At 62.9% G+C, this 22,535-nt stretch carries 19 protein-coding genes and 1 pseudogene; 7 read left to right on the top strand and 13 right to left on the bottom strand.

Going from position 1 to position 22,535, the window contains the following annotated elements:
- The first annotated feature begins 98 nt into the window (after positions 1-98).
- Positions 99-1,430, top strand: a complete 1,332-nt coding sequence (trhP, locus tag V7773_RS24875; RefSeq protein ID WP_336075756.1) for a prephenate-dependent tRNA uridine(34) hydroxylase TrhP — start codon at positions 99-101, stop codon at positions 1,428-1,430.
- Between the two features lie 274 nt (positions 1,431-1,704).
- Here trhP and V7773_RS30610 read toward each other — a convergent pair whose 3' ends face one another.
- The 7 genes and pseudogenes from V7773_RS30610 to V7773_RS24845 all read right to left on the bottom strand — a co-directional run bounded on the left by V7773_RS30610 (position 1,705) and on the right by V7773_RS24845 (position 7,811).
- Complete coding sequence (locus V7773_RS30610; RefSeq protein ID WP_371856978.1) at positions 1,705-2,460, bottom strand: methyl-accepting chemotaxis protein; 756 nt, start codon at positions 2,458-2,460, stop codon at positions 1,705-1,707.
- A 102-nt stretch (positions 2,461-2,562) separates the two neighbouring features.
- Positions 2,563-3,384 (bottom strand): annotated as a pseudogene (locus tag V7773_RS30605) (cache domain-containing protein); the annotation flags it as partial.
- A gap of 259 nt (positions 3,385-3,643) precedes the next feature.
- Positions 3,644-4,960 (bottom strand): Na+/H+ antiporter family protein, encoded by a 1,317-nt coding sequence (locus tag V7773_RS24865; protein ID WP_336075754.1) that lies wholly within the window; start codon positions 4,958-4,960, stop codon positions 3,644-3,646.
- Between the two features lie 253 nt (positions 4,961-5,213).
- Complete coding sequence (locus V7773_RS24860) at positions 5,214-6,527, bottom strand: sensor histidine kinase (RefSeq protein WP_336075749.1); 1,314 nt, start codon at positions 6,525-6,527, stop codon at positions 5,214-5,216.
- A complete protein-coding gene (locus V7773_RS24855) occupies positions 6,524-7,192 on the bottom strand; it encodes a response regulator transcription factor (protein ID WP_063320294.1) in 669 nt (222 codons plus the stop codon). Before V7773_RS24855 ends, V7773_RS24860 begins: the two co-directional genes overlap by 4 nt.
- The gene (locus tag V7773_RS24850) at positions 7,192-7,503 is read right to left on the bottom strand and encodes a PepSY domain-containing protein (RefSeq protein WP_063320293.1); all 312 of its coding nucleotides are present in this window, start codon (positions 7,501-7,503) and stop codon (positions 7,192-7,194) included. The genes V7773_RS24855 and V7773_RS24850 overlap by 1 nt, the downstream gene beginning before the upstream one ends.
- Positions 7,503-7,811, bottom strand: a complete 309-nt coding sequence (locus V7773_RS24845) for a PepSY domain-containing protein (RefSeq protein WP_063320292.1) — start codon at positions 7,809-7,811, stop codon at positions 7,503-7,505. The genes V7773_RS24850 and V7773_RS24845 overlap by 1 nt, the downstream gene beginning before the upstream one ends.
- Before the next feature lie 143 nt (positions 7,812-7,954).
- On the opposite strand from V7773_RS24845, the gene V7773_RS24840 reads away from it, so the two are divergent.
- The 5 genes from V7773_RS24840 (at position 7,955) to codA (ending at position 13,281) form a co-directional block, all read left to right on the top strand.
- The gene (locus V7773_RS24840) at positions 7,955-9,034 is read left to right on the top strand and encodes a hypothetical protein (protein ID WP_092149248.1); all 1,080 of its coding nucleotides are present in this window, start codon (positions 7,955-7,957) and stop codon (positions 9,032-9,034) included.
- A gap of 83 nt (positions 9,035-9,117) precedes the next feature.
- Entirely contained in the window at positions 9,118-9,474 is a 357-nt protein-coding gene (queD, locus tag V7773_RS24835; protein WP_003203918.1) for a 6-carboxytetrahydropterin synthase QueD, read from the top strand.
- 232 nt (positions 9,475-9,706) lie between these two features.
- Entirely contained in the window at positions 9,707-10,537 is an 831-nt protein-coding gene (locus tag V7773_RS24830; protein ID WP_092347654.1) for an alpha/beta fold hydrolase, read from the top strand.
- Between the two features lie 212 nt (positions 10,538-10,749).
- The gene (gene codB, locus V7773_RS24825) at positions 10,750-12,021 is read left to right on the top strand and encodes a cytosine permease (RefSeq protein ID WP_072345861.1); all 1,272 of its coding nucleotides are present in this window, start codon (positions 10,750-10,752) and stop codon (positions 12,019-12,021) included.
- Positions 12,022-12,033: 12 nt separating this feature from the next.
- Positions 12,034-13,281 (top strand): cytosine deaminase, encoded by a 1,248-nt coding sequence (codA, locus tag V7773_RS24820; RefSeq protein ID WP_336075741.1) that lies wholly within the window; start codon positions 12,034-12,036, stop codon positions 13,279-13,281.
- A gap of 200 nt (positions 13,282-13,481) precedes the next feature.
- Here codA and V7773_RS24815 read toward each other — a convergent pair whose 3' ends face one another.
- The gene (locus V7773_RS24815) at positions 13,482-14,474 is read right to left on the bottom strand and encodes a diaminopimelate epimerase (protein WP_336075739.1); all 993 of its coding nucleotides are present in this window, start codon (positions 14,472-14,474) and stop codon (positions 13,482-13,484) included.
- Between the two features lie 179 nt (positions 14,475-14,653).
- Between V7773_RS24815 and V7773_RS24810 the strand changes: the two genes are divergently transcribed.
- The gene (locus V7773_RS24810; RefSeq protein ID WP_336075736.1) at positions 14,654-15,805 is read left to right on the top strand and encodes an MFS transporter; all 1,152 of its coding nucleotides are present in this window, start codon (positions 14,654-14,656) and stop codon (positions 15,803-15,805) included.
- A 204-nt stretch (positions 15,806-16,009) separates the two neighbouring features.
- Here the strand turns inward: V7773_RS24810 and V7773_RS24805 are convergent, their stop codons facing one another.
- From V7773_RS24805 to V7773_RS24785, 5 genes are all read right to left on the bottom strand, one after another.
- A complete protein-coding gene (locus tag V7773_RS24805; RefSeq protein ID WP_336075735.1) occupies positions 16,010-18,448 on the bottom strand; it encodes a TonB-dependent siderophore receptor in 2,439 nt (812 codons plus the stop codon).
- A gap of 97 nt (positions 18,449-18,545) precedes the next feature.
- A complete protein-coding gene (locus tag V7773_RS24800) occupies positions 18,546-19,529 on the bottom strand; it encodes a FecR family protein (RefSeq protein ID WP_336075734.1) in 984 nt (327 codons plus the stop codon).
- A 37-nt stretch (positions 19,530-19,566) separates the two neighbouring features.
- Positions 19,567-20,067: a sigma-70 family RNA polymerase sigma factor gene (locus tag V7773_RS24795; RefSeq protein ID WP_092149230.1), complete on the bottom strand. Its 501-nt coding sequence runs from the start codon at positions 20,065-20,067 to the stop codon at positions 19,567-19,569.
- A 223-nt stretch (positions 20,068-20,290) separates the two neighbouring features.
- Positions 20,291-20,731, bottom strand: coding sequence for a carboxymuconolactone decarboxylase family protein (locus V7773_RS24790; protein ID WP_336075733.1), 441 nt, complete (start codon positions 20,729-20,731; stop codon positions 20,291-20,293).
- Between the two features lie 304 nt (positions 20,732-21,035).
- Positions 21,036-22,478, bottom strand: coding sequence for a mechanosensitive ion channel family protein (locus tag V7773_RS24785; protein ID WP_092149218.1), 1,443 nt, complete (start codon positions 22,476-22,478; stop codon positions 21,036-21,038).
- Positions 22,479-22,535 lie beyond the last annotated feature (57 nt).

The raw sequence follows: 22,535 nt of genomic DNA, 5'->3' as shown, positions 1-22,535 counted from the left end.
TGGGAGTGCCTTCTCGTTTGCGCCGTGCATTGATTCAGATCAATAAGGCCTGGCCGACCATGGGCTACCCTCGCCGCCTTTTGCGATCCGACGCCATCATGACCCTCGCCGCCCCCGAACTGCTGGCTCCCGCCGGTACCCTGAAAAACATGCGCTATGCCTTCGCCTACGGTGCCGATGCGGTGTATGCCGGCCAGCCGCGCTACAGCCTGCGGGTGCGCAACAACGAGTTCGACCATGCGAATCTGGCCTTGGGTATTGCCGAGGCCCAGGCCATGGGCAAGCGCTTCTACGTGGTGGTGAACATTGCCCCGCACAACGCCAAGCTGCGCACCTTCCTCAAAGACCTTGAACCGGTGATCGCCATGGCGCCGGACGCGCTGATCATGTCCGACCCGGGGCTGATCATGCTGGTGCGCCGGCACTTCCCCCAGATGCCGATTCACCTGTCGGTGCAGGCCAACACGGTGAACTGGGCGAGCGTCGAGTTCTGGCAGCAGCAGGGCTTGAGCCGGATCATCCTGTCCCGGGAACTGTCCCTGGAGGAAATCGCCGAGATCCGCGAGCAGGTGCCGGCCATGGAACTGGAAGTGTTCGTCCACGGAGCGCTGTGCATGGCTTATTCCGGGCGCTGCCTGCTGTCCGGCTATTTAAACAAGCGCGACGCCAACCAGGGCAGTTGCACCAATGCCTGTCGCTGGAAATATGCGGCACAACCGGCGGTGGAAAATGCCGTGGGCGACATTGTGCAGAGCTATCAGCCCGAGCCGACCCTGGGCCTCGGCGCGCCCACCGACCAAGTGTTTTTGCTCCAGGAAGCCAACCGCCCGGAAGAATCCATGCCGGCCTTCGAGGACGAACACGGCACCTACATCATGAATGCCAAGGACCTGCGCGCCGTACAACACGTCGAGCGCCTGGCGCGCATGGGCGTGCATTCGCTGAAGATCGAAGGCCGGACCAAGTCGCACTTCTATTGCGCGCGCACCACCCAGGTGTATCGCCGGGCCATCGATGACGCGATGGCCGGTCGGGAATTCGATCGTGGCCTGATGACCGACCTGGAGTCCCTGGCCCAGCGCGGTTACACCGAAGGTTTTCTCAGGCGCCACGTGCACGACGAATACCAGAACTACCAGAACGGCAGCTCGGTGTCGGAGCGCCAGCAGTTCGTCGGTGAACTGACCGGCGCACGGCGCGAGCGCCTGGCCGAAGTGCGGGTGAAGAACCGCTTTGGCCTGGGGGATCACATGGAACTGATGACCCCCAAGGGCAATTTCCACTTCGACCTGCATCAGTTGCAGAATGCCAAAGGCCAGGGCATCGAGGTGGCACCGGGGGATGGACACGTGGTGTACCTGCCCATCCCGGATGCGGTGGACCTGCGGTTTGGGTTGTTGATGCGCGATGTGCGCGAGTTGCCTGCCTGATTATGGCAATGTGGCAATGTGGCAATGTGGCGAGGGAGCTTGCTCCCGCTGGGCTGCGGAGCAGCCCCAAAAAGGTGATCAGCCCGTTACACCGAGGTGCCTGGCTCCAGGGTTGCTTCGCAACCCAGCGGGAGCAAGCTCCCTCGCCACTTACCCGGCAGGAACTGCCGAAGGCTGCGATCCTTCTTTCTCGATAAGACCCGGTTGCCCGGGTGAAAACATCTGGATCGAGAGCAAAAGATCGCAGCCTTCGGCAGCTCCTGCTGCGATGGGATCAGATCCGGAACTGCCCCACCAGCTTGCCCAGGCGCTGGCCCAGGTCGGCCAGGCTGCGGGAGGTCTGGGCGCCGAGTTGGGTTTCGTCGGCGACGCTGTCCACGGCCACGGCGATCTGATGCACGCTGCGGTTGATTTCCTCGGCCACCGCGGTCTGTTCTTCGGCAGCGCTGGCGATCTGGGCGTTCATCGAGTTGATGGTGCCGATCAGTTGCGCCATGGTGTCCAGGGAGGCGCCCGCCTCGTTGGCCCGTTCCGAGGTGCCGTCGCCGGCCTCACTGGAACGGCGCATCGCTTCCACCGCCGCGTGGGTGCCTGATTGCAGGCGATCGATCATGCCCTGGATTTCCTGGGTGCTCTGCTGGGTCCGGCTGGCCAGGGCCCGTACTTCATCGGCCACCACGGCAAACCCACGCCCTGCCTCGCCAGCACGCGCAGCCTCGATGGCGGCGTTGAGGGCCAGCAGGTTGGTCTGCTCGGCAATCGAACGAATCACTCCGAGCACGCTGACGATCGAGGCCACGTCCTGCTGCAGGCTGTCCAGGGACACGCCGCTGCTGCGGATATCGTTCACCAACGCATGAATCTGCTGGATGCTGCCGGCCACCACACGCTTGGCCGATTGTCCTTCCTCGTCGGTCTGCTGGGCCGCGACGGCGGCACCCTGGGCGCTGCGGGCGACTTCCTGGGCCGCCGAGGACATCTCGTTGATCGCCGTGGCGACCTGATCAGTTTCGTGGCGCTGGCGTTCCATGGCCTGCTCGGAGCGCTGGGCCTGCTCGGAGACTTGCGTCACCAGCCCGGTCAGTTGCGAGGTCATGTCGGTGATCTGCCGCACCAGGCCGTGGATCTTGTCGACGAAGCGGTTGAACGAACCGGCCAGTTGGCCGAGCTCGTCCTGGCTGGTGATGGTCAGCCGACGGGTCAGGTCGCCCTCGCCCGCGGCGATGTCGTCGAGGTTGTCTTTCATCAGGTGCAGGGGACGCAGGATCGCATTGGCCAGCAACAGGCCCACGACCGCGATCACCAGCAACACCACGGCGGCGATCCCGACAATGCTCAATATCACGCCTTGTACACGATCGTGGACCTTGGCTTCCACCAGGGCCACCTGGGCCTCGATGCCGTCCAGGTTGACCGAGCTACCGACTGCCAGGTCCCACTTGGACAGGTACTCGGTGTAGCCGAGCTTGGGCACCAAGTCCTGGCTGCCGGGCAGTGGCGAGCTGTATTCCAGATAATGCGTTCCGTCCTTGGCGACTTTCACCAGGTCGCGGTTGACGTAGACACCGTTCGGGTCGCGGTTGTCCTTGAAACTCTTGCCAACGCCATCGGGGCTGTTGGCCTTGAACAGACGAATGGTCTCGGAGTCGTAGCCGAAGAAATAGCCGTCCTTGCCGTAGCTGATGTTCGACAGCAGCTTGATCGCCTGGGCACGCGCTTCATTATCGCCAGGCGCAGCGGCATCGTAGAGCGGCTTGATGGCGGTCAGGCCCACTGCCACATAGTTCTGCAGCGTGGCCTTGGCCTCGCTGAGCAGGCGTTCGCGGGTCTGCTGGACCTCTTTGCTAGCTTGCTCCTTCAAGATGAAAGCCGTGGTCAGGCTGATGATCACGGCGGACAGCAATACCGGCAGTATCGCAAGGGACAGGACTTTAGCCTTCAGGCTCAGGCGCATGCTGTTCACTCTTGTAGGTGTTATTGGCGTGGTTAGCTGTATTAACGGCACCGCACGGCAAAACTGTAGGACAGGTTTAACCGGCTATCGCGTACAGGCAGCAACTTCTTCGCGGGATTCAAAGGCCTCATCGCGAGCAAGCCCGCTCCCACAAGGGATCGCTGGTGCACACATATTCTGTGTTCATTGCGGATCCAGTGTGGGAGCGGGCTTGCTCGCGAAGGATGCGACTCGGTCCTTGAGCCCTGTTGAATCAGCCTTACAACACCATCGCCGCCACCCAACCAAACACCAGCAGCGGCAGGTTGTAGTGGATGAAGGTCGGGACCACGGTGTCCCAGATGTGATGGTGCTGGCCGTCGATGTTCAGGCCGGAGGTCGGACCCAGGGTCGAGTCCGAGGCGGGCGAGCCAGCATCGCCCAGGGCGCCGGCGGTGCCGACGATGCAGACGATCGCCAGCGGGCTAAAGCCCAGTTGCAGGCACAGTGGCACGAAAATCGTCGCCAGGATCGGCACCGTGGAAAACGACGAGCCGATGCCCATGGTCACCAGCAGCCCCACCAGCAACATCATCAGCGCGCCAATGCCCTTGTTGTGGCCGATCCAGGCCGCCGAAGACTCCACCAGGCTCTGGACTTCGTCGGTGGCCTTCATCACTTCGGCGAAGCCTGAGGCCGCGATCATGATGAAGCCGATCATCGCCATCATCTTCATGCCTTCGGTGAACAGGTCGTCAGTCTCGCGCCAGCGCACCACCCCCGACAGCGAGAAAATCAGGAACCCGACCAGGGCGCCGATGATCATCGAGTCCACCAGCAGTTGCACCGCAAACGCCGCCGCCACCGCAAAACCGGCCACCATCAGGCTCAGTGGGTTGTAGCGCACGGCCACTTGCTCGACCCGGGCGATTTTCTTCAGGTCATAGACGCGCTTCTTGCGGTAGGAAAACAACGACAACAGCAGACCAAACACCATGCCCAGCGCCGGGATGCCCATGGCATGGGTGACGTTGATGCCGCTGACGTCCACACCGCTGCGGGCGATGTTGGCCAGGAGGATTTCGTTGAGGAAGATATTGCCGAAACCAACCGGCAGGAACATGTAGGGCGTGATCAAGCCGAAGGTCATGACGCAGGCGATCAACCGGCGGTCCAGCTGCAACTTGGTCAGCACATAGAGCAGCGGCGGCACCAGCAGCGGAATGAAAGCGATATGAATCGGCAAAATGTTCTGGGAGGCGACCGCGACCGTTCCCAGCAAACCGATCAGCACCCATTTGACGCCCCTGCCGCCGGCAGTGTCCTGGCGATCCACCAGGGCCAGGGCTTTGTCCGCCAGGGCGTGGGCCATGCCGGACTTGGCAATCGCCACGGCGAAAGCGCCGAGCAAGGCGTAGGACAGCGCCACCGTCGCACCGCCACCCAGGCCGGCATTGAACGCCTTGAGCGTCGCCTCGATCCCCAGGCCACCCGTTAGGCCACCCACCAACGCACCGATAATCAGCGCGATCACCACATGCACGCGGGCCAGGCTGAGCACCAGCATGACGCCAACCGCGGCAATTACTGCATTTATCATCATTACCTCAAAGCACAGCGATGGAAAGCCACCGGACAAAAAGGTCGCGACTTTGCAGCAAGCGGCGGCAAGCTGCAAGGGCCGTGGGGCGGGTTTTCAAATCTCGCAATATTGACTACCACCGCCGCCCCACCCTAGTGGGAGCGAGCTTGCTCGCGATAGCGATCTTTCGGTAGCTATCCATGTGGCTGAACTGACGCCATCGCGAGCAAGCTCGCTCCCACAGGAGGGCGGCGCCATGCGATAGAGGTCAGCGCTTGGGCAACTCAATCACGACCTTCAATCCACCCCACTCGCTGTCGTCCAACGCCAGCAGGCCGCCCCAGGTGTCGACGATGTCCCGCACGATGCCCAGGCCCAGGCCGTGTCCATCGGTCTGTTCATCCAGCCGCGTGCCGCGGCTGAACACCTGGTCGCGGCGATCCCTGGGGATGCCCGGGCCGTCGTCTTCCACGGCCAGACTGAATCCGTCGGCTGTCTCGGTCATGGTCAGGCGCACTTCGGCGTCGGCCCATTTGCAGGCGTTGTCCAGCAGGTTGCCCAACAATTCCAGCAGGTCTTCACGATCCCAGGGCAGGTGCAGGCCCGGCGGGGCGGCGTAGCTCAGGCGCAGGTGTTCGCCGTGGATCATGTTCAGTGTGGCGAGCAATCCCGGCAGCTCGGCATCGCAGTCCAGGTGCGCGCCGGGCAAGGCATCGCCGGACAAGCGGGCGCGGTTGAGTTCCCGGTTCAGGCGCTGGCGGACCTGCTCCAGTTGATCGAGCAGCAGCTTGCGCAACTCGGGATACGGATCGAGCTTCTCGTTCGAAGCCAGGCTTTGCAGCACCGCCAGCGGGGTCTTCAAGGCATGGCCGAGGTTGCCCAGGGCGTTGCGTGAACGCTTGAGGCTGTCCTCGGTGTGAGCCAGCAGATGGTTGATTTGCGCCACCAGCGGTTCCAGCTCCCGTGGCACCTGTTCGTCGAGTTGCGAACGCTGCCCACGCTGCAACTGGGCAATCTGCTCCCGCGCCCGGTCCAGCGGACGCAAGGCGCGGCGCACGGTGATGCGTTGCAGCAACAGAATCAACAGCAACCCCGCCAACCCGAGCCCCAGGCCGATCTGCTGCATTCGGCGGAAGCTGTCACGCACCGGCGTGTAATCCTGGGCCACGCTGATGGAGATCGCCTGGCCCAGCCGTCGATAGTCGGTGCGTAGCACCAGCAGCTTCTGGCCCTCAGGCCCCAGTTGCAGGTTGCTGTGCAGGCCCGGGTGATCGAGCCGGGGCAATTCCTGGTCCCACAGGGAGCGGGAGCGCCAGTGCACATCGGCAAAGTCGATACGGAAATAATGCCCGGAAAACGGCCGCTGATAGGCCGGCGACAAGCGTCGTTCATCCAGTTGCAGCCCCTGCGGGCCGCGCACCAGGGCCACCAGCAGGTTTTCGCTGTCGTTGCGCAGCCCGGCTTCCAGGTAACGCTGCAAGCCCAGCTCGAACAACCACAGGCTGGTCTGTGCCAGAACCAGGCCGACCACCACCATCACACCGATCAACCCCAGGCTCAGGCGCCGCTGGATGGATCTCACTGCGCCTGCCCGCCGAACAGGTAACCCTGGCCGCGACGGGTTTCGATCACGCTGCGGCCCAGCTTGCGCCGCAGGTGATTGACGTGGACTTCAAGCACGTTGGAATCGCGCTCGGTCTCACCGTCATACAGGTGTTCGGCGAGATGGCTTTTGGAAAGGATCTGCTCGGGATGCAGCATGAAATAGCGCAACAGGCGGAACTCGGCGGCCGTGAGCTGGATGTCGGTGCCGTCGCGGACCACGCACTGGCGACTCTCATCCAGGTGCAACCCGGCCGACTTCAGCGTCGGCTGGTTGACCTGGCCGTGGGAACGGCGCAGCAACGCCTGGATCCGCAACTGCAGCTCTTCAGGATGAAAAGGTTTGGTCAGGTAATCGTCGGCCCCGGCCTTGAGGCCTTCGATGCGCTCGGCCCAGGAACCGCGCGCGGTAAGGATCAACACTGGCGTGCTCAAGCCACCGGCACGCCATTGGGCGAGCACCTCAAGCCCCGGCACGCCCGGCAGGCCGAGATCGAGGATGATCAGGTCGTAGGGTTCGCTGCTGCCCTGGTACACCGCGTCGCGACCATCGGCGAGCCAGTCGACGGCGTAGCCCTGGCGTGCAAGCCCGGCCATCAGTTCATCAGCCAGGGGCACGTGATCTTCCACCAGAAGCAGGCGCATCAGTCTTCCTTATCTTTGAGTAAGCGGCCGGTCGCGGCCTCCAGGTCCAATTCGCGCACGACGCCGTCGGTGTCCAGCAACTCGACCTCATAAATATAGACGCCGTGTTTCTCCTCCAGCTCGGCTTCCAGCAGTTTGGCGCCCGGGTGCAGGTCCAGCGCCTGTTGCAGCAGTTGCTCCAGCGGCAAGATCACACCCTGCTGGCGCAGTTGCAGGGCCTCGTCCTGATCCAGGTCCCGGGCCACGGCCAGCGAACAAAACGCCAGCAGCGCCAGCGCCCATCGATTATGGGCGCGCAGATTAAGCTTCATTACGTATCCTGATGATTCTTGAGCACCTTGCCGTTGGTGGCGTCCAATTCCAGATCCCACTCAATGCCCTTCGTATCACGCAAATCCACCTGGTAAATGTACTTGCCGTACTCTTCGTCCAGCTCGGTATCGGTCAAGGTGGCGCCAGGGTGTTCGGCCAGGGCAGCGGCGTTGAGTTTTTCAAAGGACAGGATGGTACCAGCGTCTTGCAGTTTGCGGGCTTCGTCCGTGTCCAGGTCTCGTGCGTGAACCAGGCTGGTTCCCAGTGCCATCAGGGTCGCGATAAAAAAGGCAGTCAGGCGGTTCATGGGGTATCTCCTTCTTATAATCTTTACCGGGGGGACTGTATCGAGGTGAACTTAACTGAAACTGAATGGCCATCATGGGACCCACATCAATAACAAGGTTTTGTGTCGTTATAATCAGCCGCTTACCCGCATTCGAGACCGGTATGACCGCCATCCACATCAAGTTTCCCGCCCTCACCCTCAAGGCCGGCCCCCGTGCGTTCGCGCGGATTCGCCAGGCCGGCTTGAACGCCGCCGACGTCGGCATCCTGCCGGGCGCTGCCGGTGGTCCCAAGGCCCTGGGCATCCAGGGGCTGGACTTGGCGCTGTTCGACGAATGGCTGCCTGCCGCGCCCCGGGAGCGCTCGCTGATCGGGGCCTCGGTGGGTGCCTGGCGCTTCGCCAGCGCCTGCCTGCCGGATGCCGCCGAGGGCATCCGGCGCCTGGGCACCTTGTACAACGAACAAAGCTTTGCCAAAGGCGTGACCATGGCCGGGGTCAGCCAAAGCTCGCAACGCATGCTCGATGATTTGCTCGACGGCCGCGATGCGTCGATCCTCGATAACCCGCGATACCGGCTCAACATCATGGTGGTCAAGAGCCACGGCCTGCTGGCCCAGGATCATCGCGGCCGACTGGGCCTGGGCTTGTCGTCGGTGATCGCCGACAACCTGCGAGGTCGGGCGCGGCTGTCGCGGCATTTCGAACGGCTGATCATCCATGACCCGCGCCTGGCCCCGCCCCTGCATCCGTTGAATGACTTTCCGTCACGTTTCGTTCCGCTGGCGGCCGGCAACCTGCGCCAGGCCCTGCTGGCCTCGGGCTCGATCCCGATGGTGATGGAAGGCGTGCGCGACCTGCCGGGCGCCGGTGCCGGTACCTACCGCGACGGCGGTCTGCTGGACTACCACCTCGACCTGCCCTACAGCGGCGAGGACATCGTGCTCTACCCGCATTTCACCGACCGGGTCATCCCCGGCTGGTTCGACAAGGGCCTGCCGTGGCGCCGGGGCAACGTCGACCGCCTGCAAGACGTGCTGCTGCTGGCACCGTCCCGTGAATACCTGGCGCGCCTGCCCTACGGCAAACTGCCGGACCGCAACGACTTCAAGCGCTTCATGGGCGATGACCCGAGCCGCCGCAAGTACTGGCGCACGGCGATGGACGAGAGCCGCCGGCTCGGTGACGAGTTCCTGGAGCTGACGGCCAACGGTGGCTTGGGCGAGCGTTTGCTGACCCTTTAGTCAGCACGGTCGCGCACCGCCGTTATCAAACTGATAAACTGCGCCGCCTGCCTTGCGCACCGATATCTAAAGAGCCCGAACCTGTGGAAATTTTCAAAGAGTTTACCTTCGAATCCGCCCACCGCCTGCCCCACGTGCCGGACGGCCACAAGTGCGGCCGCCTTCACGGCCACTCGTTCAAAGTGGCGATCCACCTGAGCGGCGACATCGATCCACACACGGGCTGGATTCGCGACTTCTCGGAAATCAAGGCGATCTTCAAGCCGCTCTACGAGCGCCTGGACCACAACTACCTCAACGACATTCCTGGCCTGGAAAACCCCACCAGCGAAGTCCTGGCCAAGTGGATCTGGAATGAATTGAAGCCATTGCTGCCGGAACTCAGCGCCATCCGCATCCATGAGACCTGCACCAGCGGTTGCATCTACCACGGCGAATAACCCTCTCCTTGTGGCAAGGGAGTTTCCTGTGGCGAGGGAGCTTGCTCCCGCTGGGCTGCGCAGCAGCCCCAAAAGCAGCGACTCGACTCAACCTGATACACCGCAATCTCAGGCTTGAGGACCGCTTCGCGCCCCAGCGGGAGCAAGCTCCCTCGCCACAAGGGTGTCTCCCCAGCTCAATGGCATTGGCCTATGCTCTAGCCCCTGAGCCATTTTCTGGGGAGTATCGATCATGACCCACTGGACGCTGGATCAAACATACGACTTCAACGGGCACTGCATCCGCTACGCCATCCACGGCGATGGCCCGCCGTTGGTGTTTGTCCACGGCACTCCTTTCTCTTCCTACGTGTGGCACCGGATCGCCCCGCTGTTCTTCGCCACCCACCGGGTGCATTACTTCGACCTGCTGGGGTATGGCCAATCCGCGCAACCCGATGCCGACGTGTCCCTCGGCGTGCAAAACCTGTTGTTCGCACAATTGCTGGAGCATTGGCGCCTGGATTGCCCGGACGTGGTGGCCCATGACTTTGGCGGTGCCACGGCCCTACGCACGCACCTGCTAAACGGCAAGGATTACCGCAGCCTGACCCTGATCGACCCCGTGGCGCTGTCACCCTGGGGTTCGCCCTTTGTGCAGCATGTCCGCCAGCATGAAGCGGCCTTCAGCGGCCTGCCCGACTACATTCAGCGGGCCATCGTGCCGACCTATGTCCGTGGCGCGATCAAACGGGACATCCCGGACGCGGAACTGGCGCCCTACGTGCAGCCGTGGCTTGGCGAGCCGGGCCAGGCGGCGTTCTACCGGCAGATCGCGCAGATGGACGAACGCTACACCCGTGAAGCCGAGGGGCTGTATCCGAACGTGCGCTGCCCGACCCAGATCCTGTGGGGCGAGGATGATCAGTGGATTCCCATCGAGCGCGGCCGGGCCCTGCAACGGATGATCCCAGGGGCACAATTTCATCCCATTCCAAATGCCGGGCACCTGGTCCAGGAAGACGCGCCGGAGGCCATCGTCGCGGCGGTGTTGCGGTTCCTGCCATTGCATCTTGGTCCCTGAAGAAACCGCATCCCCTTGTGGGACCGAGCAAGCCCGCTCCCACAGGGGATTTCCTGCGAGTGAGATCCGTGTTCCAACTTGAATCACTCTTGCACCGCTTTTGGTCCCTGCGCCCACCCAATCCCCAGGATTGTCTATAAATAACCTCGCGATCACTCGCTTGGCACGGGCGCTGCACGTTTGCGATATCTCTCATCCGCAAGGACCGCCACATGACTCAGAACGATCCGGGCAATGACTATCCCTTGAGCGAAGTCCCGATGCACGCTCGCAAGGGCCTGGCCTCCACGGCCATGGTGCTGCTGGGTTTCACCTTTTTCACCGCCACCATGTTTGCCGGCGGCAAGCTGGGGGTAGCGTTCGGTTTTGCCGAAATGCTCACGGTCATCGTCATCGGCAATCTGCTGCTGGGCCTCTACGCCGCCGGCCTGGGCTATATCGCCTTCAAGAGCGGGCTCAATTCGGTGTTGATGGGGCGTTTCTGTTTCGGCGAGGTAGGCAGCAAGCTCAGTGACTTGATCCTGGGGTTCACCCAGATCGGCTGGTACGCCTGGGGCACGGCGACTGCCGCGGTGGTGCTGGGCAAGTATTTCGAGTTGAGCGAGAGCACCGTGCTCGGGTTGATGGTGCTGTTCGGCCTGGGGTTCTGCGCCACGGCCTACATTGGTTATCGCGGCTTGGAAATCCTCTCCTACATTGCCGTGCCGGCCATGATGTTGCTGCTGATGCTGTCGATGTGGGTCGCGACGGTGAAGGTCGGCGGCTTCGAAGGTTTGTTGGCGGTGGTGCCGACGGGCAGCCTCGACTGGTCCACCGCCATCACGTTGGTGTTCGGCACCTTCGTCAGCGGCGCGACCCAGGCCACCAATTGGACGCGGTTCTCCCGCTCGGCGAAGGTCGCGGTGCTGGCGAGCCTGATCGGCTTCTTCCTGGGTAACGGCCTGATGGTGCTGATCGGCGCCTACGGAGCCATCGTCTATCAACAACCGGACGTGGTCGAAGTGTTGCTGCTGCAGGGCTTCGCCATGGCGGCGATGGCGATGTTGCTGCTCAACATCTGGAGCACTCAGGACAACACCATCTACAACTTCGCCGTGGCCGGTTGCAACCTGCTGCGCACCCGTCGGCGCAAGACCGTAACCCTCGGCGGCGCGGTGATCGGCACGTTGCTGGCGCTGCTGGGCATGTACGATCTGCTGGTGCCCTACCTGATCCTGCTGGGCACCGTCATCCCCCCCATCGGCGGGGTCATCATGGCCGATTTCTTCTTCCGCTGGCGTGGTCGTTATCCGCGCCTGGCCGAGGCGCAACTGCCGGCGTTCAACTGGCCCGGGCTGTTGGCCTATGGGGTTGGCACCGTCGCGGCGTTCAATTCACCCTGGGTCGCGCCGCTGGTAGGAATCGCTGCAGGCGCGCTAACGTATGTGCTATTGATCAGCGTAATGGGTACTCGCACCGCTGATGCGTCCCTACAAAACCTCTAAAGGATTCGCCTGATGCACATCATCAACGCCCGTCTGCGTAACCGTGAAGGCTTGCATGAACTGCACCTGGAAAACGGCTTGATCGCCAACATCGCCCGCCAGACCGAGGCACCCAGCCTCGGCCCGGAAGACCTCGATGCCGGCGGCAACCTGGTGGTCCCGCCCTTCGTCGAACCACACATCCACCTGGACGCCACGCTCACCGCCGGTGAACCGCGCTGGAACATGAGCGGCACGCTGTTCGAAGGCATCGAGTGCTGGGGCGAACGCAAGGCCACCATCACCGAGGAAGACACCAAGACCCGCGCCAAGAAAACCATCCAGGCCCTCGCCGCCCATGGCATCCAGCATGTGCGTACCCACGTCGACGTGACCGACCCCGAGCTCACGGCACTCAAGGCCCTGCTGCAAGTGCGCGAGGAAAGCCGTCACCTGATCGACATGCAGATCGTCGCGTTTCCCCAGGAAGGCATCGAGTCCTATCGCAACGGCCGCGAGCTCATGGAAGAAGCGATCCGCATGGGCGCCGACGTGGTGGGCGGCATTCCCCACTTCGAGTACACCCGCGACCAGGGCGTCAGCTCGGTGAAATTCCTCATGGACCTGGCCGAGCGCACCGGCTGCCTGGTGGATGTGCATTGCGACGAAACCGATGACCCGCACTCACGTTTCCTCGAAGTGCTCGCTGAAGAAGCCCGCAGCCGCGACATGGGCGCGCGTGTCACCGCCAGCCACACCACGGCCATGGGCTCCTACGACAACGCCTACTGCGCCAAGCTGTTCCGCCTGCTCGGGCATTCGGGCATCAGCTTTGTCTCGTGCCCGACCGAAAGCATTCACCTGCAAGGGCGCTTCGATAATTTCCCCAAACGCCGCGGTGTCACCCGGGTCAATGAACTGCTTGAGGCCGGGATGAATGTGTGCTTCGGCCAGGACTCCATCGTCGACCCGTGGTACCCGCTGGGCAACGGCAATATCTTGCGAGTCCTCGAAGCCGGCCTGCACATCTGCCACATGCTCGGCTACCGCAACCTGCAAAGCGCCCTCGACCTGGTCACCGACAACAGCGCCAAGGCCATGGCCCTGGGCGAGCGCTACGGCCTGGAACCCGGGCGTCCGGCTAACCTGCTGATCCTGTCGGCGGACAGTGACTACGAAGTGATCCGCAGCCAGGGCTTGCCGCTCTATTCGATTCGCAACGGTGAGGTGCTGATGAAGCGGCAGATGCCGGTGGTGGAGTTTGCGCAGCAGCCAGGCTGATTTCCCTGCGGGAGCGGGCGTGCTCGCGATGACGGTCTATCCGTTGATATGGATGTGACTGATTCGCCGCTATCGCGAGCAAGCTCGCTCCTACAGGGGATCTTCAGTGGATAGAAATGTTGTATCCGACACAGATCCATTGTGAGAGCGAGCTTGCTCGCGATAGCGGCATCGACCACGCCACAAACCTTCAGAAAGCTCTAGGGCACAGACCGCGCCGTCCCAAACAACCTGACCCGCGCCAACTCACCCGCCTCTTCTTCCAGCAAAATCGGCGCAGTCCCCCCTGGCATCATCACACTCACCGGCCCTGCCTTCACCCACCCTGCCCGCCACGCCGCGCAGGCCACGGCGCTGGCGCTGGTGCCCGAGGATGCGGTGGGACCTTCGCCCCGCTCGAACACCCGGGCGGCGATTCGCCCTTCGGCTTCGAGCCAGGCCCATTGCAGGTTCACCCCCATAGGGCACGGCAATCCAGCCCCACCCGGCGGAGCATAGGCGATGCGGGTCAGGCTCTGGCACAGCGCCGGCGCACGCATCTGCGGATTACTCGGCAGCGCCTCGGCACTGTCCACCAGCGTCACGCAATGCGGGTTGCCAATGTTCACGAACTGGCTGTTGCCCCACGCCGGGTTCAACCGTTCAAGCGCCGCCACACGGCTGACATCGCACTGGTTGAACATCACACGCTCGACGTCCTGGGCACCGACGGCGCCGGGCCCGAACAGCGGTTTGCCCAGGTCCAGCCAGAAGCCTTGGGCGCCTTCGAATTCAGCAGCGCGAACCGAGGTTTGCAGCGGTGACAAACCGTCGGGTTTATCGTGATGGACCTGCAGCAAGCAATCACCAGGCCCCACCATCAAGCCTTGCTCTTGCAAGGCCTGGGAGAAAATCGTCAAGCCGTTGCCACTGCGCTCGGCCAGGGTGCCGTCGGTATTGACGATCAACAGATCAAAGGGCGGTTCGTTCTGGAACGGGCCGATCAGCAAACCGTCACTGCGATGAGCCTTGGCATCCGGCGGAGCTTCGCCCGGCGCCCAGGCGCAGAACGCGTGCACGGCAGCCGTTGCCCAAGACTCGCGTGTCTGCGCGGCCTGGGCAGCCGACTGAGGCAGAGCGATGCCGTAGTCTCGAACCTGCCGAGGGGAAATGACGCCATAGATATTGCCGCGCGCGTCATAAAACTTCGTCATGGATCTGTCCGGTATCAGCCAGCAAGGACCGCTACTTTATGTCGGCAAAGGCCAGGGAGCAAAGCTTGCTGGCAACCGGATATTCGCGTCGGCACCTAGGGGTCGCGGTGCGGTCAGTGGATATGCAAGCATAGGCTCCTGCCTGCACCACCGCATCGCACGTAAGCCAAGGACGTTTCATGACTGCCATTACGCCCCCGCCCACCTTTATCCCCGGACGCCTGGAACAGATGTCCACCCGCATCGCCTATCTCATCGCCGGCATCGGCATCGCCGCCTGGGCGCCGCTGGTGCCTTACGCCAAGGTGCGGGCGAACCTGGATGAAGGCACCCTCGGGTTGCTGCTGTTGTGCCTGGGGGTCGGGTCGATCCTGGCGATGCCGATTTCCGGTGCGCTGGCGACGCGGTTCGGCTGCCGGCGGGTGCTCAGCGGCGGCACGCTTCTGATCTGCCTGGCGTTGCCGTTGCTGGCGACGATGACCTCCCTGCCCTGGCTGGTGGCCGCATTGTTCCTGTTTGGCGCCGGGCTCGGCACCGTGGACTCGACCGTGAACCTGCAAGCGGTGATCGTCGAACGGGCCAGTGGCAAGACCATGATGTCGGGTTTCCACGGCATGTTCAGTCTCGGCGGAATCATTGGCGCGGCGGGTGTCAGTGCCCTGCTTGGCCTGGGGCTTTCGCCGCTGGGGGCGACGCTGGTGGTCAATGGCGTGCTGCTGGTAGCGTTGTTCAAGGCTGCGCCGCACCTGCTGCCCTACGGCAGTGAAAGCTCGGGACCGGCGTTCGCCATTCCCCACGGCGTGGTGCTGTTTATCGGCATCCTGTGTTTCATCGTATTCCTGGCCGAAGGCGCGGTGCTGGACTGGAGCGCCGTATTCCTGACCACCGAACGCGCGGTGGATACCGCCTATGCCGGGCTGGGTTATGCCGCCTTCGCGCTGACCATGACCGTCGGCCGGCTGACTGGCGATTCAGTGGTACATCGCCTCGGAGCCAAACGCGTGATCATCTATGGCGGATCGATCGCGGCAGCCGGGTTCCTGTTGGCGACCCTCGCACCGATGTGGCAAGCCGCGCTACTGGGCTATGGGTTGGTGGGCGCCGGGTGTTCGAACATCGTGCCGGTGCTGTACACCGCCGTCGGCAAACAGACCTTGATGCCAGAGGCCATCGCTGTTCCGGCCATCACCACCATCGGCTATGCCGGCATCCTTGCCGGCCCGGCGCTGATTGGTTTCGTCGCCCATGGCAGCAGCTTGAGCTTTGCGTTTGGGTTGATTGCGCTGTCGCTGGTGGCGGTGGCGATTAGCGGGAAAGTGTTGAAAGTCTGAGGCCTCACACCGCTCTCTGTGGCGAGGGAGCTTGCTCCCGCTCGGCTGCGCAGCAGTCGTAAACCAGCCGATGCGGTCTGCCTGGAAAACGGCGTCAGGCCATTTTGGGGCGGCTGCGCCACCCAGCGGGAGCAAGCTCCCTCGCCACTGGATTGTATTTCAGCCCCTAGCATTGTGTTCCAAGCTACAGGGCCTGGTCCTCGATCAAAACCCCACACTCGCCTGCACAAAGAACGTACGCGGTGCGCCCACGTACATGCCCGAGTTGTTGTCGCTGGAGCGGGTGTAGTACTGATGGTCGAACAGGTTCTTCACCCCGGCGCCGACTTTCAGGTTCGACAGCTGCGCGCCAAAGTCATAACCGGCGCGCACGTTCCAGAGCACGTAGCCCGGCATGTCGCCAAACTGCCCATCGGCGCTGCCATCGGTGATGTAGTCGTCACTGAAGCTGCCATCGGCGTTCACGCTGTTGCCCGGTGAGCGTTGCTTGGACTGGGCAAAGGCGTCGAGGTTGTAGGTCCAGCGATTGACGTCGTAGCGCAGGCCCACGTTGGCCACCTGCCGGGAATAGAACGGCAGGTCACGCCCCTTGAAGCTCGGGATCTGGCCTTCGTAAGTCGCACGGGTGTAGGTAAAACCGGCATTGGCGGTGAGGCCTTCGAGACGTGGGTCGAGCGCGGCCATGTCGTAATGCACCGAAGCCTCCAGCCCCTGGTGCTTGGTCGCGCCCATGTTGGTCCAGCCCACGTCATTGCTGATGTATTGCAACTCATCGTCGAAGTCGATGTAGAACAGCGTCACTTCCCCGCCCCACACGTCATCGTTGTAGCGCGTGCCGATCTCGTAGGTCTTGGCCTTTTCCGGGCTCAGGCCATTGGCGGTGTTGTTGCCGTCACCACCCTGGCCGAGCTGGAAATACTGCAGGCTGCCGAACGAGGTCTCGTAGTTGGCGAACAGCTTCCAGGCATCGGACAGGTGATACATCACGCTCAGGGCCGGCAGCGGTTCGTTGCTGTCGATGCTGCGGCGTTTTTCCTGCACCGGGCGACCGGCGGTGTCGAGCACCGGGCGGTCATGCCATTCGGTACTGATGCTTTCGAAGCGGATGCCCGGGGTGATGGTCCACTTGCCGACATCGATCTTGTCATCGATATACACCGCGTGGGCTTCAGTGCCACCGGTACGGTCCTGGTAGACGTGACCGTCGGCCCCCGGACGCACCACTGGTTCGTTATCACGCAACGCCAGGCGACTGGCCTCTTCGTGCATGCCTTCCTTGAGGTAGCGATAACCCACGCTGGCCTCTTGGGTGGTGGGGCCCAGGTCGAACACATGGGACATCCGGGGCTCGATGCCGAAGGTGTAATAGGTGCGCGGGTAAGACACCAGGTTGCGCTGGTCCCGGGAAGCGATGGTGCTGCCACGGTAGCTGTCGGAGTAATAGGTCAGCACTTCGGCCTGGGTGCGGTCGTCGATCTGGCGCAACCATTTGAACGACACGTCCTTGCGCCGGCCACTGAAGTTGTCCCAATCGCGGTCGGACTGGTACGGATCGGCGTCGTATTGCTTCTGGGTCAGGCCACCGGGCATGTCGGCCTTGGCGTCGTAGTAATGGAAGTTCAGCGAGAAATCGTCCACCTCGGTGGGTGCCCAATGGGTCTTGAGGATGACGTCGTCGATGTCATTGTCGTTGTTGCTCCGGCGATAACCGTTGCCGTTGACGCCGGAATACAACAGCGCCACGCCCAGGCCATTGTCCGCCGTGCCGCCGAGGAACGCCGTGTCGATGTGCTTCCAGCCGCCGCGCTGGGAGGTTTCCAGGGTGCTGCCGATTTCACCAGTGGCGTTTTCCGGGATCGCCCGGGTCACGAAGTTGATCACCCCGCCGACGTTCTGTGGCCCGTAGCGCACGGAACCGGCGCCGCGCACCACGTCGATACTGTCCAGGTTGCCCGAGGAAATCGGCGCCATGGACAGTTGCGGCTGGCCGTAGGGCGCGAACGCTGCAGGCACGCCGTCGATCAACACCGTGGAGCGTGGCGACAAGCGCGAAGTCAGGCCGCGCACGCCGACGTTCAGGGAAATGTCGCTGCCACCCGTGCCGTTGGCATCTTGCACCTGCACGCCCGGCACGCGCCGCAGCACGTCGCCGACGTTCATCGCGCCCTGCTCCACCATCGCTTCGCGGCGGATCACCGTCCGCGCGCCGGGGTGGTTCTGCACCACCTCGGCGTTGGCATCGCCGAGCCAGTCACCGACCACCTGGATTTCAGTAGCGCCGAGCTCCAGCGGGCCGGCGCTGGAGGCCGAAGGCGCCGGCAATACGGTCGCCGAACCGTCATCAATCTGGTATTGCAGGCCACTGCCTTGCAGCAGTTGGTGCAAGGCCGCTTCCGGGGACAGGGTGCCGTCCACGGCCGGCGCTTGTTTACCGGCCACCAGTTCGGGGCTGAAGAACACCTGCAACGCGGTTTGCTGGCCGAGCTGGCTCAAGGCTTGCCCCAACGGCTGCGCCTGGATGTGAATGGCGGTGGTAGCCTGATCGGCATACGCCTGGGGCACAGCGGCGCTGACCGCCAGGGCCAGGGCCAGGGGCAGCCAGCGTACGTGGGTACGGTTGTTGTTTTTGGCGGTTGTTTTCACGTCGAACCTTGTCCTGTTGATCGCAAGAATACGCGTCTGTTAATGCAAACCAGTTGCAGTTGGACAAGAAGACGAAGAACTCGAAAAAAACCTGAATTTATCGCGCAATTATTTCCTGGCTGCCGTCATCCAGGTTGCGCACAGCCACCGGCAGAATGCTCGGCAGCGCCTTGAGCAGTGCCTCAGGATCGTCGGCGCGGAACACGCTGGTCAGGCGCAGGTCGCCCACCGCCGCGCTGCCGACCCGCAGGGGGCGAGTGCGATAACGGGAAACCTCTTCGGCCACTTCCTTGAGCGGCGCGTTGTTGAACACCAGTTTGCCGTTGCGCCAGGCGGTGAGCGCCTCGGCGTTGACCGCGTAAGGTGTGGCGACTTTGCCCTGGGCATCGATCTGGGTGCCGAGACCCGCTGTCAGTATGGCCAACTGAGCCGGGGGCGCGGCGCGTCCCTGGACCTTGACGCTGCCCTGCGCCACCGCCACCCGGGTCTTGTCGGCATCGCGGCGCACATCGAAGCGCGTCCCGGTCACCGTCACCTGGCCGTTGCCCGCATCGACGGTGAAGGGTCGGCCGGCATCATGCTCGACCGTGAACATGGCCTCGCCTTCGACCAGTTCCACCCGACGTTGATGATGTGCAAATTGAATACGCACCCGGCTGCGGCTGTTGAGGTCGATCATCGAACCGTCCGGCAAGGCGATATGCCGACGCTCGCCGAGGACGGTGGTGTATTCGCCGCTGTAGTCGGTGGAAGAACTCAAACCGCTGAACAGCCCCAACCCCAGCGCCACCGCGAACAGTCCGGCGGCGACGGCATAGCGCAGCAGTGGCCGACGCTTGGGACGTTTGGCGGGAGGTTCGCACAGCGCTCGCAGGCGTTCCTTGGGCAGCAGGTCCGTGGCGCTCCAGATACCCTGGAGCAATTGAATTTCGTCACGGTGGTTGGCATGTTCGTCCAGCCAGGCTTCGAAACGCTGGCGCTCCTCGACACTCATGGCGGGCGCTTGCAGGCGCACGAACCATTGCGCCGCCGCGTCGCGAACCCTGTCCTGCCCGCACGGGCATTCACGGCTATCCATCATGGAAGGTCCTGTGGCTCAGGTGGAAGAGGACGACGGATCATTGGCCAGGCCCGTCCAGGCAATCGCGCAGATGCCGCAGGGTGCGGATCATATATTTTTCCACCATGTTTTTGGACAGGCCCAAACGCTCGGCGATTTCCGCCTGGGTCAGGCCTTCGATCTTCTGCCAGACAAACACCGTACGGCAGTTGGCCGGCAGCTCGGCAAGCGCTCGCTCGATGGAGTCTGCCAGCTGGATCGCGTGCATGTAGTGCTCCGGGTCGCCCGACAGCGACTGGCTATGGTCGACGGCCGCCTCCTCCATGGCCCCCCGTCGATCTTCGCGCCGATAGCCATCCACTGCAATGTTGCGCGCCGTCTGATGCAAATAGGCCCGTGGCTGCTCGACCCCGCTCGAATCGGACTCAAGCACCCGCACGAAGGTGTCATGGGCCAGGTCCTCGGCCTGCTGGCGATTGCGCAGGCGACGGGTCCAGGTGCCGATCAACTCTTCGTAATGCTCGAAAAAGCCGGGACTGCGGGGCAGCTTGGGGGTCATCGCGGCGCGCTGTGGAAACGGGGTGTGAATAGTAATGGTTACTATTCATATGAAGCAAACCTATTACGGTGCCTGTCGTCCGAAGCTTTAAAGATGAGGATTAAATCTATGTGGGAGCAAAGCTTGCTCGCGATGACGGTGTGTCAGTCGATGTGTATGGACTGTTGCACCGCTATCGCGAGCAAGCTTTGCTCCCACAGGCGCCCCGGGTAGCTTTTTCTGACTACGCCTCAGGCATCTTGCGAAAGCCCACCGCCAAACGGTTCCAGCCATTGATGGCGTTGATCGCCAGGGTCAGGTCGACCATTTCCTTGGGGCTGAAATGCTCGCTCAGCAGGGCATAGTCGGCGTCCGGCGCGTGGGTGTCGCTCAGGCGGGTCAGGGCTTCGGTCCAGGCCAGAGCGGCGCGCTCGCGGCCGGTGAAGAACGGTGCTTCGCGCCAGGCGGTCACGGCGTAGAGGCGACGTTCGGTCTCGCCGTCCTTACGAGCATCGGCGGTGTGCATGTCGATGCAGAAGGCGCAGCCGTTGATTTGCGAGGAACGCAGCTTGACCAGCTCCAGCAGGGATTTTTCCAGGCCCAGTTTCGAGACGGCATTTTCCAGGGCCAGCATGGCTTTGAAGGCGTCGGGGGAAGCGGTGTAGAAATCGATACGCGGTTGCATAATGAGCTCCAGAACAATGAGGTGTAGCGCTACGTTAGCCGTGCAGTGGCGCGGTACAAATAGCCAATTGTTGGGAAGTTCGGGTGGCCAATGGCGCCGCAAGACGTGACCGGGTATTGGCCTTTTCAAGGGAGTCCAACCCTACGGGCTGTTGTGGCGAGGGAGCTTGCTCCCGCTCGGCTGCGAAGCAGTCGTCACCCGACTGACGCGGTCTGCCTGGGGAACGGTGTAGGCCATTTTGGGGCGGCTGCGCCACCCAGCGGGAGCAAGCTCCCTCGCCACAGGGGGTGTTTTCGGGGCAGGTTCAGGCCCGGCTGCGCAGCCACTGCAGGAAGCGCTTCTTGGCGACGGGCTTGGGCAGCTCGCGGGTGAGGTTCTGGGCGAGGTGGATGCGTACGTCCAGCAGGTTTTTCATGGCGTCGTTGATGTCGTGACGGGCGTCGAGGCAAGGCTTGAGGTAGCTGTTCTCGATGCGATAAAGGGTGCAGAAGGTCTTGGCCGAAAAGCTCGCCAGCGCGGCCTGTTCGGAAACGATCCCGGCTTCGCCGATCACCTCTCCCGGCCCCATGCGCCCGGCCTCGAATGGCTGGCCGTTGCGCACAAGGGTCACGCTGACCACACCGGATTCAATGATGAACAAATGATCGCTGACCTCCCCCGCCGGCAAAATCATGTCGCCGGCGCGGAAGGTCTGCAGGGTCATGTTCTGGCTGAAGGTATCTTTCTCGTCCTGGCGCAAGGTGGAGAAGATGTTCGAGCTTTCCAGCAACGCCCGAGGCCGCGACGCATCCTTGGCGGTGGCGCTTTCACTGTTGGACAACAGGCTCACGCCCGAGGCCTGCAAATGCCGGAACGCCAGGTCGAACAGCTGGTTGCGCACCTCGCGCTTCTGGGCCCTGGAGGCGACGAACCCGCTGATCTCGTATTCCGCCCCATCACTGCTGCTGCTTTTGAGCGTCACGCAGGGTGCCGGGTTGGCGAGCAAGGTCCGACAGCCGATCATCGCTCGCTCCAGCGCGTCGATCACGGTTTGTGGCCGCGCGTGGGGGCTGACCTGGACGCTGATGGACAACCCATGGACATCGCTGGGTCGGCTGAAGTTGATGACCTTGGCCTTGGCCGCGAGTGAGTTGGGGATCACCGCCATGCTGCCCTGGGCGGTCTGCAACCGCGTGGCCCGCCAGTCGATGTCAGTGACCCGGCCTTCGGTGCCGTCGATGGAAATCCAGTCATCGAGCTGATAAGGCTTGGTGGTGTTGAGCACGATCCCGGAAAACACGTCGCTGAGGGTGCTCTGCAAGGCCAGGCCGACAATGATCGCCATCGCGCCGGACGTTGCCAGCACGCCCTTGACTGGGAGGTCCAGCACATAGGCCAGCGCTGCGATGACGGCGATCAGGAAAATCACCGCGCCGAGCAAATCCTGCAACAAGCGCCCGGTGTGACCGACCCGCTGCATCATCACCGCGCCCATCATCACCGTCAGGGTTCGCGCGGCGAGCAGCCACCAGGCGATCTGCAACCCGGTGGCCGCCAGGTGCCGTGGCACGTCGTCGACCCACTGCGCCGGCTCCATGGGGTTGAGGCCCTCGTTGAACAGCAACATGCTGAACAAGGAAAAAATCACCAGCCGCGCGCCGATTTTCCAGTAGGTCCGATCCGCACTCACCAGCCGCCATATCAGGATGTCGAGCACAAGCAGCGCCAGGGCACAGAGCAGGGGGTGCTCGGAGATCAGAGACAGCATCGGGACAGCTCCAGGAAAGCGATTGGCGAAGATTGGCACAGAATGAACGCCCTGTAG

Origin of the sequence: Pseudomonas sp. 3JA (assembly GCF_036961705.1) — a bacterium.
GTDB lineage: Bacteria > Pseudomonadota > Gammaproteobacteria > Pseudomonadales > Pseudomonadaceae > Aquipseudomonas > Aquipseudomonas fluorescens_Q.
This window is presented reverse-complemented; position numbering and strand designations above follow the sequence as displayed.

Coding starts and splice junctions, on each gene's coding strand:
- trhP (WP_336075756.1), top strand. CDS start 99: ATGACCCTCGCCGCCCCCGAACTGCTGGCTCCCGCCGGTACCCTGAAA.
- V7773_RS30610 (WP_371856978.1), bottom strand. CDS start 2,460: ATGGAACGCCAGCGCCACGAAACTGATCAGGTCGCCACGGCGATCAAC.
- V7773_RS24855 (WP_063320294.1), bottom strand. CDS start 7,192: ATGCGCCTGCTTCTGGTGGAAGATCACGTGCCCCTGGCTGATGAACTG.
- V7773_RS24850 (WP_063320293.1), bottom strand. CDS start 7,503: ATGAAGCTTAATCTGCGCGCCCATAATCGATGGGCGCTGGCGCTGCTG.
- V7773_RS24845 (WP_063320292.1), bottom strand. CDS start 7,811: ATGAACCGCCTGACTGCCTTTTTTATCGCGACCCTGATGGCACTGGGA.
- V7773_RS24840 (WP_092149248.1), top strand. CDS start 7,955: ATGACCGCCATCCACATCAAGTTTCCCGCCCTCACCCTCAAGGCCGGC.
- V7773_RS24830 (WP_092347654.1), top strand. CDS start 9,707: ATGACCCACTGGACGCTGGATCAAACATACGACTTCAACGGGCACTGC.
- codB (WP_072345861.1), top strand. CDS start 10,750: ATGACTCAGAACGATCCGGGCAATGACTATCCCTTGAGCGAAGTCCCG.
- codA (WP_336075741.1), top strand. CDS start 12,034: ATGCACATCATCAACGCCCGTCTGCGTAACCGTGAAGGCTTGCATGAA.
- V7773_RS24815 (WP_336075739.1), bottom strand. CDS start 14,474: ATGACGAAGTTTTATGACGCGCGCGGCAATATCTATGGCGTCATTTCC.
- V7773_RS24810 (WP_336075736.1), top strand. CDS start 14,654: ATGACTGCCATTACGCCCCCGCCCACCTTTATCCCCGGACGCCTGGAA.
- V7773_RS24800 (WP_336075734.1), bottom strand. CDS start 19,529: ATGATGGATAGCCGTGAATGCCCGTGCGGGCAGGACAGGGTTCGCGAC.
- V7773_RS24795 (WP_092149230.1), bottom strand. CDS start 20,067: ATGACCCCCAAGCTGCCCCGCAGTCCCGGCTTTTTCGAGCATTACGAA.
- V7773_RS24790 (WP_336075733.1), bottom strand. CDS start 20,731: ATGCAACCGCGTATCGATTTCTACACCGCTTCCCCCGACGCCTTCAAA.
- V7773_RS24785 (WP_092149218.1), bottom strand. CDS start 22,478: ATGCTGTCTCTGATCTCCGAGCACCCCCTGCTCTGTGCCCTGGCGCTG.